This is a genomic window from Enterocloster sp. HCN-30185, from assembly GCF_037890305.1.
Lineage (GTDB): Bacteria > Bacillota > Clostridia > Lachnospirales > Lachnospiraceae > Enterocloster.
The window spans coordinates 152,100-165,731 of the sequence record NZ_JBBKBT010000002.1 but is presented as its reverse complement, the minus strand read 5'-3'; the positions used below and the strand labels follow the sequence as shown (position 1 = coordinate 165,731).

Sequence of the window (13,632 nt, the reverse complement as noted above, 5' to 3'; positions counted from 1 at the left end):
CCTACCGTTTCAGCACCAGATGCTGGGGAAGCCCGTTTACCATAAATGGCTGATAATCGCCCTGGATCAGAGGCTCTACGTAGTCAATAAATTCTCTGGTTACATAATTCCCCTCCCGGTTTACCCAGGATCTGGGAACCAGCTTTTCATTATTTGCAATCTTATGCACATCATAAATTCCTGCCGCGCTCATATAGGGGTCATCCGATACCCGGTCGATAACAACCATACGCCCGGAATCCCCTTCGTCTGCCGCTTTTACCGCGGCGCCTCCCACCATAAAGGCTTCATTGATATCCACGCGTGAGGCCATATGGGAAGCGCTGCGCTGGAGGGTAGAAAGCTCTACAGCTCTGGTCTTGCAGCCTGTCTTGGCGGCCAGGAAACTGGCCAGATAGCCTGCGGTTCCGGCCAGCTGTCTGTGACCAAAGGCATCTACATAATCGCTTCCTCCGGCCAGCTGGCATACATACCGTCCGTCCGGTACCTTGATGCCCTCAGAAACTGCAATTACAATGGAAGGCTTCTTTTCCAGCAGGTCACTGCATTTTTTCAGAAACCGGTCTACATCAAAGGGAATCTCCGGAAGGTAGATCAGATCGGGACCGCAGCAGTCCTCTGTCTTTGCAAGAGCCGTAGCTCCCGTAAGCCAGCCTGCATTCCGTCCCATGATTTCCATGATAGTAATCATTTTCCGCTTGTAGGAAAGGCCCATGGCATCCCGGATCACTTCTTTTGTGGAGGCTGCAATATATTTAGCCGCGCTTCCAAAGCCAGGGGTATGGTCTGTAAGCGCCAGATCATTGTCAATGGTCTTTGGAACACCTAAAAACTTCTGCTCATGTCCCTTTACGATCGCATAATCGGAAAGCTTTTTGATGGTATCCATAGAATCATTTCCGCCGATGTAGATAAATACTTCGATCTCCAGTTTATTCATAATGGAAAAGATCTTTTCATAGATTTCGGGATTTTCATGGATCTCCGGCAGCTTAAAACGGCAGGAACCTAAAAAGGCAGACGGAGTACGCTTTAACAGCTCAATATCCATATCCGAATGAATCTGCGTGGACAAATCCACATACATCTCATCCAAAAAACCTTCAATGCCGTGAAGCATACCGTAAACCTTATGGAAGCCTCTCTCCTTTGCAGTCTTGTATACATCTGCAAGGCTGGAATTGATCACAGCAGTAGGGCCTCCAGACTGTCCTACGATAATATTGCGTTTTTTTCCCATAACAAAATCCCCTTTCCTGTTCATGGACAGACAACCTTACAGACGAAGGGGAACCTTTAACCGTCCCGGCTGTCTGCCTCGTGTCCTTATTGTACTATAGGAAAGGGGATTTTTCCAGCACTTTTTCAGATTATGCCCGTATTTTGCGCTGTATTTTATGTATATTATACAATTTTATTTGTTTTCTTCTGATTCTTTTTCCTTCCAGATAAAGCCTCCGGCCGTTTTCTGTGCTCCGGTAAGAGCACAGGAAAGGCTTCTTCTGCTGATGCCCAGACTTCGGCTGGCATGAGCAATAGAAATAAATTCAGCAACCGGTTCGCCGTCTAACGTCATCTGGATCAGCGGACGCTTGTCATGGTAGCCGATCCGGCTGGTAAGATCTATGCTGATCGGATCTTCGGGAGTATTTTCAGGAACAACCCGCCACAGATAACCGCCTCCTGTTTTACGCTCTCCATGGGCAGCTCTGGCGATAGAACCTAACGATACGCCTGTCGCTTCGTAAGCCAGACGGGAGCTTTTATAATCTGCAATAAACATTCCGTCGCGGGAATACTGTCGATATACATGACCTGCTTTAATTGTACGACTCATCTGTAAGTTCACCCTTCCTTTTGTAATATGGCTGTAGTCATTATAGCAACTATTACTTTTTTTGTCCATACAGCATAAAGTGTGCATAGACTGCCTTACTTTGGGTGTGCAGAAAGCCTATTTCTGTACTGCAATGGAACGACAGGAAATACCGTTGATTTCCACATGCTCATTGATGGCAATCACAATGCAGGGGCGTCCGTCGATCATCCTGTTTTCCACCAAATACGTCTTATCCGGAGCCACCTTGATGGTCACGTCCGGTGTTTTTATTTCAAATGTCTTTGTGTTTACCACATTAGCTGCCACAAAGCTTGTTTCCGGCGTATTTTCCACATCCTTATAGCGCTCCTCAAACTCCTCAAGCTTCTCCGGCGATGCGCCGTTATTTTCAAGGAGCTTCTTTACCTGGTACTTATCCAGAGTCAAAGGCACTGGCTCGTCCTTTGTCTCCTCTACCAGTTCGCTTAAATTTTCATGGATATTTTTTACGGTTTCAAAATCACAGTTTTCTCCCAGTGTTTCCTCCACGATCGCCTGAAAAGTTTCCTTCTGGCTCTTGGCCGACATGGGAATCCCGCAGCCTAATACCTCGTCAATCAGGCTGTCCGGCAGCTGCTCCGGATTTTTGGCATAAAAGAGCAGACTGTGAATATCTGTATTCCGGTCATTGAAAGCCGGGAACAGGAAGCTGTTGATGGGCGCCTCCACCAGCCAGTCCCGGATGCGGTTTTCAATGGCATTTGTCATGGAATTATAACAGAGCCCTGCCTTTGAAAGCTTCACAGGACAGATGGTACACTGGATAAACTCATATACATAATCAGACGCGTCAAACATCTCCGAACCGTCTGTGGCCTTTGCAGGAATATCATAGGCACAGTGGATGAGAATGATATAATAATTCTCACCGTAATCAAAATTGGCAATAATCTTATCATAAAACTCCTCGATGAGCGCCTCATCCTTTAATTCACTGTCTCTCAGCTTTAAAAGGAAGTTCTGGGTGCCCCCTTCTGATTCCGTATGTAAAGGAAACTCCATATTTAAAAGATTTTTCCCCACTGTTCCCGAAAGCCCGTTTCTGAAAATGGTAAAATACTTAAATGCCTCTTCCTCCGGCAAAGAAAGGAAGGCTTCTTTTAATTCTGTCTTTTTGTTTTTCTCTGAATCTACATAGCAGCCGCAGATCCGGCTGATGGCACAGTTTGCAGGGGTAAAAAGTTTTTTGATCTCATTACATTCCTTCTTATTCATAAATTTCTGTATCTCCTGTTCCGATTTCCTTGTTTAAATACAAAAAACCGGAATACTCTACAGTACTCCGGACTTCTTGCGGGTTGGGCTATTTCTTCAAATAGTCAGCAGGGGAAGAGGGGCTCGAACCCCCATCTACGGTTTTGGAGACCGCTGCTCTACCATTGAACTATTCCCCTATTTGGTTGTTTGTTTTGCTGTTCTCTCGAACCTCAGTTATAATACCATACCATCAGGAAAGTGTCAACAGTTTTTTTATTTTTTTAAATTATTTTTTTTAGATTATACAATTACTATTTCCAGATCATCATAAATTCCGGACTTTACTTTCTCGCCAAACCTGGCAAATAACGGAACCCAATCCTCAGATTGCCTGTAAATTAAAATAGTTTCTTTTATAGGATCAACAATCCAATATTCCAGGACACCTGCTTCCAAATATAAAAATTGCTTTCTGGAATAGTCCATTTTCCTGCTTGAAGATGAAACTATTTCTATAATCCAGTCCGGCGATCCATGACAGCCTTTATCATCTATCTTATCAGGATCACAGATTACAGATATATCCGGCTCTACATAGGATTCATTTTCATCATTGTCTTTTAGAAACACAGCAAATGGCGCAGGAATAATTTCACAGTTTCCATTATGTGATTCAATATAATTATAAATTTTCCCATGCAAAGCACTTATAAGTTTTTGATGTTTTGTGCTTGGTGGAGCCATCATATAAATCTGTCCGTTAATTAACTCTGCCCGTTTACCCTCTGGAAGATTGTAGATATCCTTTATTGTATAGGATATTTGTTTTATTGCGTCCATTTACACATCATCCTTTTCTGCTTATTATAACGTAACTATCCAGAATCATCCTTATTCGAAGATGAAATTCGAATAAGCTGAGATTGCATATTTGAGTCAAATACAATGCCAGGGCTTCGTTAATTCTAATATAAGCATCCAGCTGTTTCTGCAACAGGAAGCCGATATCCAAACGAATACATACTTCTCTAAATGTTTCCACCAGAACGAATTGCCGCATCTGCGCCATCCATCAAACACAACGTACCCTCTCCGATAATGAGCATCAGATTGTGCTAATACTCAGCTCATTCATTCCAAGCCTCCAATCGGGAAATTTTCTATATTTATACTAATCTGATTCTTCCCATCGGACATCTTCTTCCATTCCTTTCTGATAAACATAGTTTACCAGAACAAAACCAAAAAGAAAACCATCCTTTAAAATAGGTTCGTCAAAATAACGTTGGATTATTTTGTGTATTTTGGGGATCTGTAAAATGTCGGTTAGCAACGTATGAAAAAGAAGTCTGAATCAGTATTTCGTTCGAACGTTATCCATATGATTTCACCCCTACAAAAGCCCGATCGCCTCCCGCACATTGGATACCCCGATCATCTTAAGCCCTTTTATGGGCTTCATCTTATCGAGACAAACCTTTGGAAGCACACAGGAAGTAAAGCCCATCCTGGCTGCCTCGGCTGCCCGTTTATCCGCCTGTGAAACCGCCCGGACCTCCCCGGAAAGCCCCACTTCTCCAAATATAAGCATACCCGGATCCACCGGCCGGTCCTTATAGCTGGACATAAGAGCCATTACAATGGCAAGATCTAACGCCGGCTCATTCATCCGCATACCGCCTGCGATATTGACATAGGCGTCCAGACGGGACATCTCGTATCGGCACCTTTTCTCAAGCACTGCCATGAGAAGATTCACACGGTTATAGTCCGTTCCTGCCGCCGTGCGTCTTGGCATGCCGAAATTTGTTTCAGCTACCAGAGCCTGAACCTCTAAAAGGATGGGACGGCTTCCTTCCAAAGAGCAGGAAACCACTGCCCCGGAAGCATTTTCCGGCCGGCCGTCCAACATATATTCTGAAGGATTCTCCACCTCCATGAGGCCTTCCTCCCGCATCTCAAATACACCGATTTCATTGGTAGAACCAAAACGGTTCTTTACACTTCTTAAAACCCGATAGACTGCGTTCCGGTCTCCTTCAAAATAGAGCACCGTATCCACCATATGCTCCAACACTCTAGGGCCTGCCACCACCCCCTCCTTTGTCACATGGCCTACTACAAAGATGGCAATGCCCCGGCTCTTTGCAATCTGCATCAAAAGGCCTGTGGATTCTTTTACCTGGCTGACGCTTCCGGGAGCAGAGGAAATCTCCTCCCGGTACATGGTCTGGATGGAATCGATCACCACAATCTGGGGCTTTTCCAGATCAATGGCCTGACTGATCCGGTCCAGATTTGTCTCGCACAAAAAACGCAGATCTCCTGTTACGCTTCCGATCCGGCAGGCCCGCATCTTGATCTGCTTTAAGGACTCTTCTCCTGATATATAGAGCACTTTTTTTCCATCTGCTGCCAGCTGACGGCAGACCTGTAATAAAAGAGTGGATTTCCCGATTCCCGGATCTCCTCCCACCAGTATCAGAGAACCGGCTACGATCCCGTCTCCCAGCACACGATCCAGCTCCTTAAAGCCTGTGGAAATCCGATCCTCTTCTTCTAAGGATATCTCTGATAAGAGGGCAGCTTTCTCCCTCTTGCCTGCACCGATCCCGCTTACGGCAGACAGACGGCCAGAGGGGGATGCAGACCGTGCTGATCCTGCCGTCGGTTCCTCCACCAAGGTATTCCATGCCTTACAAGCCGGACACTGACCCATCCATTTGGAAGATTCATATCCGCATTCACTGCAGAAAAATGCAGTTGTCTTTGCTTTTGCCATTTGTTTACTCCCTGTTCTTTGATCCGCTGACAGCGGAATTCTGAAAAAAGGAGGCCGTCTCCGGCCTCCTAATGTTCCGTCTGTTTTCTCAGACAGAATCCATCCTTACGCTCTCTTTACGGCCTTTACCTTTACAGCCGTTCCCTCTTCCAACTCTACGCTGACACTGAGCTTTCCGCTCATGTTGGTCTTCATGCTGCCTACAGCCACTCCGTCTACATACACCTCGTAGTCTGTGTCATCCTCCAGCTGTACAGTGATCTGGGCATCCTTAGCGCCCTCTACCGAAAACTCCACACCTTCATCTGACACAAGGAAATGTTCTGCAACTGTACCCGGAACGGATTCATATACAAACAGATCATTGCGCTCCAGCTTTGTGATCTCATAGAAGGTCTTTACCTTGTAAACATCTCCCTGATATTCAAAATCGGACTTCTTCGCTTTCTGTCCCAATGTGTAATTACCAAAACTGATGGTGCCATCCTGCTCTGTGCGGATCAGTTCTTCAACAACCGGCATCTTTTTATCCTCCTGTTCATTCAGTCCCATAAGGCGGACTGCCATTCTCCACTCCCTGTCTCACAGGGATATTCTGTACTCCGATTATACAACAACCGGTTCAAAATAACCAGTTATTTTTTCTTACTTTGCCTTATTTTCTAAAACCTGCTTTTCTATTTCGCCGGAAGCGGACTTTTTCCGCGGTACAGCTTTCTTTTTTACGGAAAAGCTCAGATCCTCTCCCTCAAGTCCTACCTCTACCAGAGCATTTTTTCGCACCTTATGATCCAGCACAGCCTCTGCCAGCTTATCCTCAAGAAGGTTCTGGATCGTACGTCTTAAAGGCCTTGCGCCGTATTTGTCATCATATCCCTTATCGATCAGATAATCTCTGGCCGCCGTATCTACAGACAAAGTAAGCCCCAGCTGTTCTCTGCTGCGCTTTATAATACCCTGCAGCATAATATCTGCAATCCCCTTCATATGTTCTCTGTTTAACTGGTGGAACACGATGATCTCATCAATGCGGTTTAAAAATTCCGGCTTAAACAGATGCTTCACTTCATCCATCACACGGCCTTTCATAAAAGCATAGTCGGCCTTTGCATCTGTGGCAGTTCCAAAGCCCAGACGCTTGGGGGAAATGATATTTTCTGCCCCTGCGTTGGAGGTCATGATGATAATGGTATTTTTAAAGTCGATCTTCCGTCCCTGGGCATCTGTGATATGACCGTCGTCCAGAACCTGTAAGAGAATATTAAATACATCTGGATGCGCCTTTTCAATCTCATCAAAAAGGATCACGGAATAGGGATTCCTGCGTACCTTTTCGCTGAGCTGTCCGCCCTCCTCATATCCAACATATCCTGGCGGAGAACCGATCATCTTGGAAACACTGTGTTTCTCCATATATTCGGACATATCTACCCTGATCAGGGCTGTTTCTGTACCGAACATAGCCTCTGCCAGAGCCTTGGAAAGCTCTGTCTTTCCCACACCTGTCGGGCCAAGGAATAAAAAGGAGCCAATGGGACGTTTGGGATCTTTTAATCCCACACGGCCTCTGCGGATGGCCTTTGATACGGCAGTTACGGCTTCCTCCTGCCCCACTACCCGCTCATGGAGAATACCTTCCAGATTTTTAAGGCGCTCCGACTCTTCCTCTGCCAGCTTTTTCACCGGAATCCTGGTCCAGCCTGCCACTACATCTGCAATCTCATTTTCACTGACGATCAGTCTGCGTGTTTCCTTTTCCTTCTGCCATTTCTCTAAAAGGGCAGCGATCTTTTCCCTCAGCTTTTCCTGCTTTTTCTTGATCTCCCCTGCCTTTTCATAAGCCTCCTCCCGGACAGCAGCCTCTTTTTCATCCTCCAGCTTTTCAATCTGAGCCTCTAACGCTTTGACCTTGTCCGGACGGGTATAGTTCATAAGCCGTACTCTGGAAGAAGCCTCGTCAATCAGGTCAATGGCCTTATCCGGCAGGAAGCGGTCATTGATGTACCGGCTGGACAGCTTTACCGCAGCCTCCAGGGCATCATCTGTGATCTCTACCTTATGATGATCTTCATAACGGCTTCTGAGCCCCTTTAAGATAGAAACGGATTCCTCCTCGCTGGGTTCGTCGATGGTAACGGGCTGGAAACGGCGTTCCAGAGCAGAGTCCTTTTCAATGTACTTTCGATACTCATTGATCGTGGTGGCTCCAATGAGCTGAAGCTCCCCTCTTGCCAGAGAAGGTTTTAAAATATTGGAAGCATCCATGGCTCCTTCTGCTCCTCCGGCGCCAATGATCGTATGGATTTCATCAATAAAGAGGATCACGTCCTTTGAGTCTACCACTTCGGCAATTACCTTTTTGATCCGCTCCTCAAACTCACCTCTGTATTTGGAGCCAGCCACCATGCCGGACAGATCCAGGGTCATCACCCGCTTATCCGCAATGGTTTCCGGCACGTCTCCTGCTGCGATCATCTGAGCCAGTCCTTCTGCTACTGCCGTTTTTCCCACTCCCGGCTCACCGATGAGGCAGGGATTGTTTTTTGTGCGGCGGCTTAAGATCTGGATCACCCGGCGGATCTCATTTTCACGGCCGATCACCGGGTCTAGCTTTCCCTCTTCAGCCATCTTTGTAAGATTGCGGCTGTAGCTGTCAAGGGTAGGTGTGGCATTTCCCCGCCGTCCAGCTCTGGAGCTCTGCATCTCCTCCTTTACAGTGGGAGCATCCTCGCCCATGGCGGCCAGAAGATCAATATATATCTTCTGCACACTGACGCCCATGGTATTTAAAAGGCGGCTGGCAACGCAGTCTCCCTCCCGCAGGATCGCAATGAGCAGATGCTCCGTACCGATCTGGGCTTCCTTAAACCGCACAGCCTCCCGATAGCTGTTTTCGATCACGCGGCGGGCTCTGGGAGTATAGGCAGCTGTATCTGCTGTCTGAAGGGTAGGATTGGGAGCAATGAGCTGGCTCACCAGCTCCACTACCTTATCCTCTTCCACTCCATTTTCCTCCAGTACCTTGGCTGCCACGCCGGTTCCTTCCTGCAAAAGGCCAATGAGAAGATGCTCCGTACCCACATAGCCGTGGTTTAAGCTCTCTGCCACGCCAACTGCCAGGCTTAAGGCTTCCTTTGCCTGTGGTGTATATCGTTCCATAACTTTTATGTCCTCCTTATGCGCTTTCGATCATCCTGGGAAGCCGTTCCCTGATGTATGCGGCACGCACACAGTCGGCCTCCTCCTTATCCAGAGGCCGACTGGCCCACAACGCCAGATTGGCCGGTTTGATGCCGATCATCAGGCTGTATAAGCTTCTCTCCTTTTCAAAGGAAATAACGCCGTCTTCCTCTCCCGCCATAAGCTGGGACAAAAAGATCCTGGCATCCTTTTCCGTAATCCTTCTGGCATATTTTAAAATGCCGTAAGACTTCCAGGTTTCATCCTCCCGCTCCAGCCGTCTGGCATTTAAAGCAGCATTCCTAACCCGAAGCTCCTGATTGTTTAACTGAGTGGCTGCCTTTGCCACCTGCTCGATGATTTCCCGCTCCGACTGTCCCAGGCTTCTCTGATTGGACAGCTCATACATATTTCCGTAATTTTCGCTTCCTTCCCCGTAAAGCCCCCGTATCGCCGTCCCAAGCCTTCCCATGTCGCCTACGATGCTCTGAAATTTGCGTACCTGAGACAGCATAGGCAGATGGAGCACTACACAGGCCTTTAAGCCGGTTCCTACATTGGTGGGGAAAGTAGTAAGATAACCGTATTTTTCATCAAATGCATAGGAAAAACGCTCATTGATAAAATCATCCATCTGGTCTGCTTTCTTCCACAAATCCTCCAAATCCAGCCCAGGCGCGAGAAACTGGATACGGATATGATCGTCTGCCCCTAAAAGCAGGCTGCAGCTCTCATCCTCTGATAAATATAGGCCGCCTGGACCATTCTTCTCCACTGCTGTGCGGTTCAAAATACGCCGTTCCCTTAAAGCCTGCTTTTGCGCTCCGTTCATAGCTGCCAGATCATTCCACAAAAGGGGATGTTCTCCAGTCTCCGCCTCTTTAAGCCCCTCTCTTAACTGCTCTGTCACCTGAGAGGCCGCCTGCTCACTTAACCGGGAGGGAAACACATATTCGTCCCAGTTTCTGGCAAGACGGATCCGGCTGTAAATGATATTGGAGCTTTCCTCACGGATTCCTTCATACCATCGGCTCATCTGTCCTGCCTCCCTTCTCATCCCGGCCTTCGGCTGCCTTTGCTTTTAAAGCACGGATCTCATCCCTATACCGGGCCGCGCTCTCATAATCCTCCTTAGAAACAGCTTCCTTTAAGGCTTTCTGCAGACGCACCACCTGAAGGCTTTCCTCTGCAGACACAGCCGTTTTTTCTTTCCCGGGATCAGTATCGATACGGTTATCTTCCGAAGTCGTTTGCCCTTTTATGGGTTCTTCCGGCGCTTTTAACGCATCCAGGTGCTCTTTTTCAAATTTGCTCCTGAATTTTGGATGCTTTCCCTTATGGTTTTCACTTCCCTGAAGCTGTTTGATCTTGTCATTTATAAAAAGGTCAAACACCCCATAGCAGTCCGGACAGCCAAACCGGCTGTTTTCCACAAAATCGTCAAAACTGGTGCCGCAGGTAGGGCAGACCACTGCCGCCCTCTCATCTGTATCCTCTTCATCTTCTTCCAGCCCTAAAAGGCCGGAAAGAAGCCTTCCCAGAGGAAATTCCCCGTCGAGCACAGCGCCATACTGTCCAAAATCCATTTCCCTGGCACAGTGAGAACAAAGATTGTGCTCTGTCTTCACTCCATTAATAATTTCCGTATATTTTATATTTGCTTCCCGTATCTTACATTTTTCACATAACATACTGCTCCTCCATCCGGGCTCCTGCCCATTTACAGGTCTTCTTCGTCTGCACAAGGTCTTGTATACCGGTCATAAATCTGATCTACCAGCTCATGGACTTCCCGCCGGGAAATATCCCGGCAGATACCACAGGCCAAAACCACATCCAGATTCTGGCGCATCTCCTCAATGGCCTGAAGTTTATCAATATCCAGACAGACAACAGCGCCCTTTCTCCGGTCCAGCTTTACAAACCCCTCCTGGCGCAAAACGGAATATGCCTTATTTACTGTATGCATATTGATGCCGATATGATCGGCCATCTGACGCACCGAGGGCAGCGTATCCCCCTCCCGTATCATATCTGTAGCGATCCCCATGATGATCTGATTGCGAAGCTGGATATAAATCGCCTCGTCGCTGTTAAAATCAATCTTTAATACCATACGCACACCATCTTTCGTTCTATGACTCTAATCGGAACGGACCTGCCGCAGCCTGAGCATCAACGTTATATCTGTTCTACAGGCAATATAACACCTGCCGTCTTTACTATAACAGGAAAATAAAGATCCGTCAAGAACCACTAACTTCTGGCTCCTGACGGATCCCTTCATTTCTGCAGATATTTTATTCCTGCCCTGCTCCTGTTCTTTAAAGCAGCTCCAAAAGCGCGTCCACCATCTCCGGCGTCGTAGCCCAGCTGGTGGCAAAACGCACAGCCGTATGGTTTTCATCTACCGGCTCCCAGATGCTGAACGCCACCTGTTCTTCCAGCCGCCGGATCGTATCCTGATCCAGTACCACAAACTGCTGGTTTGTAGGTGAATCAATAAGGAACTTACAGCCCTTTTCACGAAGTCCTTTCTTTAAACGCTCTGCCATTTGAATGGCATGGCGGCTAATTTCAAAGTACAGCCCATCTGTAAACAGAGTATCGAACTGCAGCCCCAGAAGACGCCCTTTTGCAAGCAGCGCTCCATGCTGCTTTATTAAGGTAACAAACTGTCTGGGAGCATTCTTTTTTGTAAATACCACAGCCTCCCCAAACAGTGCTCCTACCTTCGTGCCTCCGATATAAAACACATCACAGAGTCTGGCGATATCCTCTAACGTCACATCCGTATCCAGGCTCATCAGGCCATATCCCAGGCGGGCTCCGTCTAAAAACAGAGGAAGCCCGTACTCGCCGCAGATTTCAGACAGAGCTGTCAGTTCTGCTTTCGTATAAAGAGTTCCAAACTCTGTCGGATGGGAAATGTAGACCATGCCCGGAAATACCATATGGTCATGGGATGGATCCTTATAAAACGCCTCCATATAGGCCCGTAACGTCTCCGGCTCTATCTTTCCGTTTTTCTGAGGCAGAGCCAGAACCTTATGGCCTGTAAACTCGATTGCCCCTGCCTCGTGGACATTCACATGACCCGTCTGGGCAGCGATCACACCCTCATAGTTCTTTAAAAGAGAATCGATCACCGTCTGGTTGGTCTGAGTTCCCCCTGTAAGAAAATAGATATCTGCCTGCGGGCAGCGGCAGGCTCCGGCAATCTTTTCCTTTGCAGCTTCACAGTAGGGATCAGCTCCATACCCCGGAGTCTGCTCCCGGTTTGTCTCCGCCAGACGTTTTAAAATGGCCTCATGGGCCCCTTCTGTATAATCACTTTCAAATGACAGCATATCGTTCTCTCCTTTTCTTATGATTTTATCCTTTGTAACCATCCATAACCTTTATAACAAGTTCTAAAATCCGATCCATATCCTGAAATGGATACACCGGCGTCTCATCCCATTTTCCCTGTATCCCTCCGCCTCCAAAATCTGTTACATAAGCCAGTACGGTCTCCTGTCTGCATACAGGCTCTGTTGAAATGACTCTGCGCATGGTCTCAAGCTTGGGATAGGATGAATGTTTCTGCCCCTCCAAAAGGATCAGATCCGCCTCCGAAAAACAGGCAATGAAATCTTCTGCCTGCTTTGTTTCTTCTTTGACCACGCAAAACCTCTTTTCTGAATAAACAACCGTTCCAAAAGCCCCGGCAGCCTTCATGCGATGGCTGTCCGTTCCGGGAACATCCGGGGTAAAATCGTGACCGTCATGCTTGATCACGGCGACTTTCACCCCACGTTTGGAGAGTTCTCTTACAAGTGCTTCTGTAAGCGTCGTTTTTCCCGTATTTTTACTGCCGCTTACCGCCAATACGGCAGGCCTTTTTCTATCTTCCAGCGCTTCATACGCCTCCGGACGGTTTATATTCATAAACCAGGTATCGGGAATGTGTTCCTTTTCTGTATCCAGAATACGCATACGCAGTCTGCTGCACAGCGTCCTCATCCGGAACTCCCCCTCATTCAGGCAGGATTCAATCACCGGAAGGGCGCTTTTGGCGTAAAAAGCGCAGACGGGATGGAGCCGTCCGTCCCGTGTGCGCCACATAACCCCGTCATCTTCCTCTTTAAAAGCAGCTACCAGACGGACAGCCATTTCCTTTCTGAAAAATGGCAGATCGCAGGACACAAAAAACAGGCCTTCCATGGAACTGTCCTTTAAAAGACAGGCCTTAAGACAGGACACAATCCCTCCCATGGGACCTGCCTGCTGAATCTGATCCAAAACAGGGTTCCACAGAGCCATTTTGTTTCCAGCATCTTCACTTGGGCTGCTTTTTTCTGCCTCTGAAAGAAAACAGGGTATACCAAGCTGCTCCAGCTCCTGTCTGATCCGAAAACCGAAGGTTTGTCCTCTCCATATGAGCTCTGACTTATCTCTGTATCCCATACGGCTTCCTCTGCCGCCTTTTAAAAGAACACAGCCCCATTTCATAATTTCGTCTCCTATCCCCGGCTGCCAGCTAAAAAGCCAGCGATCAGGCACTATGATGATTAAGCATATCAGTTTCCGGGTTGAAAATCAAGACTTTCAT

12 protein-coding genes and 1 tRNA gene are annotated in these 13,632 nt (G+C 47.5%); all 13 read right to left on the bottom strand.

Going from position 1 to position 13,632, the window contains the following annotated elements:
* Window position 1: 1 nt before the first annotated feature.
* Window positions 2–1,240 carry a 6-phosphofructokinase gene (locus WKT10_RS03070; RefSeq protein ID WP_340275387.1) on the bottom strand — a complete coding sequence of 413 codons (1,239 nt, stop codon included), beginning with the start codon at window positions 1,238–1,240 and terminating at the stop codon, window positions 2–4.
* 174 nt (window positions 1,241–1,414) lie between these two features.
* A complete protein-coding gene (locus WKT10_RS03065; protein WP_340275384.1) occupies window positions 1,415–1,837 on the bottom strand; it encodes an NUMOD1 domain-containing DNA-binding protein in 423 nt (140 codons plus the stop codon).
* Between the two features lie 117 nt (window positions 1,838–1,954).
* The gene (locus tag WKT10_RS03060; RefSeq protein WP_340275382.1) at window positions 1,955–3,094 is read right to left on the bottom strand and encodes a DUF4317 domain-containing protein; all 1,140 of its coding nucleotides are present in this window, start codon (window positions 3,092–3,094) and stop codon (window positions 1,955–1,957) included.
* A gap of 108 nt (window positions 3,095–3,202) precedes the next feature.
* Window positions 3,203–3,273: transfer RNA gene (locus tag WKT10_RS03055), tRNA-Trp, on the bottom strand.
* A 103-nt stretch (window positions 3,274–3,376) separates the two neighbouring features.
* Entirely contained in the window at window positions 3,377–3,916 is a 540-nt protein-coding gene (locus WKT10_RS03050) for a Uma2 family endonuclease (protein WP_066547532.1), read from the bottom strand.
* 553 nt (window positions 3,917–4,469) lie between these two features.
* Window positions 4,470–5,858 carry a DNA repair protein RadA gene (radA, locus tag WKT10_RS03045; RefSeq protein WP_317437952.1) on the bottom strand — a complete coding sequence of 463 codons (1,389 nt, stop codon included), beginning with the start codon at window positions 5,856–5,858 and terminating at the stop codon, window positions 4,470–4,472.
* Window positions 5,859–5,963: 105 nt separating this feature from the next.
* Window positions 5,964–6,380: an endosialidase gene (locus WKT10_RS03040; protein WP_066550707.1), complete on the bottom strand. Its 417-nt coding sequence runs from the start codon at window positions 6,378–6,380 to the stop codon at window positions 5,964–5,966.
* Between the two features lie 123 nt (window positions 6,381–6,503).
* Window positions 6,504–9,017 carry an ATP-dependent Clp protease ATP-binding subunit gene (locus WKT10_RS03035; protein WP_340275378.1) on the bottom strand — a complete coding sequence of 838 codons (2,514 nt, stop codon included), beginning with the start codon at window positions 9,015–9,017 and terminating at the stop codon, window positions 6,504–6,506.
* A 16-nt stretch (window positions 9,018–9,033) separates the two neighbouring features.
* A complete protein-coding gene (locus WKT10_RS03030) occupies window positions 9,034–10,074 on the bottom strand; it encodes an ATP--guanido phosphotransferase (RefSeq protein ID WP_337433845.1) in 1,041 nt (346 codons plus the stop codon).
* Window positions 10,058–10,729 carry a UvrB/UvrC motif-containing protein gene (locus WKT10_RS03025; RefSeq protein ID WP_066547516.1) on the bottom strand — a complete coding sequence of 224 codons (672 nt, stop codon included), beginning with the start codon at window positions 10,727–10,729 and terminating at the stop codon, window positions 10,058–10,060. The genes WKT10_RS03030 and WKT10_RS03025 overlap by 17 nt, the downstream gene beginning before the upstream one ends.
* Before the next feature lie 29 nt (window positions 10,730–10,758).
* Window positions 10,759–11,154: a GntR family transcriptional regulator gene (locus WKT10_RS03020; protein WP_066547513.1), complete on the bottom strand. Its 396-nt coding sequence runs from the start codon at window positions 11,152–11,154 to the stop codon at window positions 10,759–10,761.
* 208 nt (window positions 11,155–11,362) lie between these two features.
* Window positions 11,363–12,388 (bottom strand): threonine aldolase family protein, encoded by a 1,026-nt coding sequence (locus WKT10_RS03015; RefSeq protein WP_296037698.1) that lies wholly within the window; start codon window positions 12,386–12,388, stop codon window positions 11,363–11,365.
* A gap of 25 nt (window positions 12,389–12,413) precedes the next feature.
* Window positions 12,414–13,532: a molybdopterin-guanine dinucleotide biosynthesis protein B gene (gene mobB / locus WKT10_RS03010; protein WP_340275374.1), complete on the bottom strand. Its 1,119-nt coding sequence runs from the start codon at window positions 13,530–13,532 to the stop codon at window positions 12,414–12,416.
* Window positions 13,533–13,632: the final 100 nt, after the last annotated feature.

Excerpts from the sequence above, each read along its gene's own strand:
- WKT10_RS03070 (WP_340275387.1), bottom strand. The coding sequence starts at position 1,240 with ATGGGAAAAAAACGCAATATTATCGTAGGACAGTCTGGAGGCCCTACT.
- WKT10_RS03065 (WP_340275384.1), bottom strand. The coding sequence starts at position 1,837 with ATGAGTCGTACAATTAAAGCAGGTCATGTATATCGACAGTATTCCCGC.
- WKT10_RS03060 (WP_340275382.1), bottom strand. The coding sequence starts at position 3,094 with ATGAATAAGAAGGAATGTAATGAGATCAAAAAACTTTTTACCCCTGCA.
- WKT10_RS03050 (WP_066547532.1), bottom strand. The coding sequence starts at position 3,916 with ATGGACGCAATAAAACAAATATCCTATACAATAAAGGATATCTACAAT.
- radA (WP_317437952.1), bottom strand. The coding sequence starts at position 5,858 with ATGGCAAAAGCAAAGACAACTGCATTTTTCTGCAGTGAATGCGGATAT.
- WKT10_RS03040 (WP_066550707.1), bottom strand. The coding sequence starts at position 6,380 with ATGCCGGTTGTTGAAGAACTGATCCGCACAGAGCAGGATGGCACCATC.
- WKT10_RS03035 (WP_340275378.1), bottom strand. The coding sequence starts at position 9,017 with ATGGAACGATATACACCACAGGCAAAGGAAGCCTTAAGCCTGGCAGTT.
- WKT10_RS03030 (WP_337433845.1), bottom strand. The coding sequence starts at position 10,074 with ATGAGCCGATGGTATGAAGGAATCCGTGAGGAAAGCTCCAATATCATT.
- WKT10_RS03025 (WP_066547516.1), bottom strand. The coding sequence starts at position 10,729 with ATGTTATGTGAAAAATGTAAGATACGGGAAGCAAATATAAAATATACG.
- WKT10_RS03020 (WP_066547513.1), bottom strand. The coding sequence starts at position 11,154 with ATGGTATTAAAGATTGATTTTAACAGCGACGAGGCGATTTATATCCAG.
- WKT10_RS03015 (WP_296037698.1), bottom strand. The coding sequence starts at position 12,388 with ATGCTGTCATTTGAAAGTGATTATACAGAAGGGGCCCATGAGGCCATT.
- mobB (WP_340275374.1), bottom strand. The coding sequence starts at position 13,532 with ATGAAATGGGGCTGTGTTCTTTTAAAAGGCGGCAGAGGAAGCCGTATG.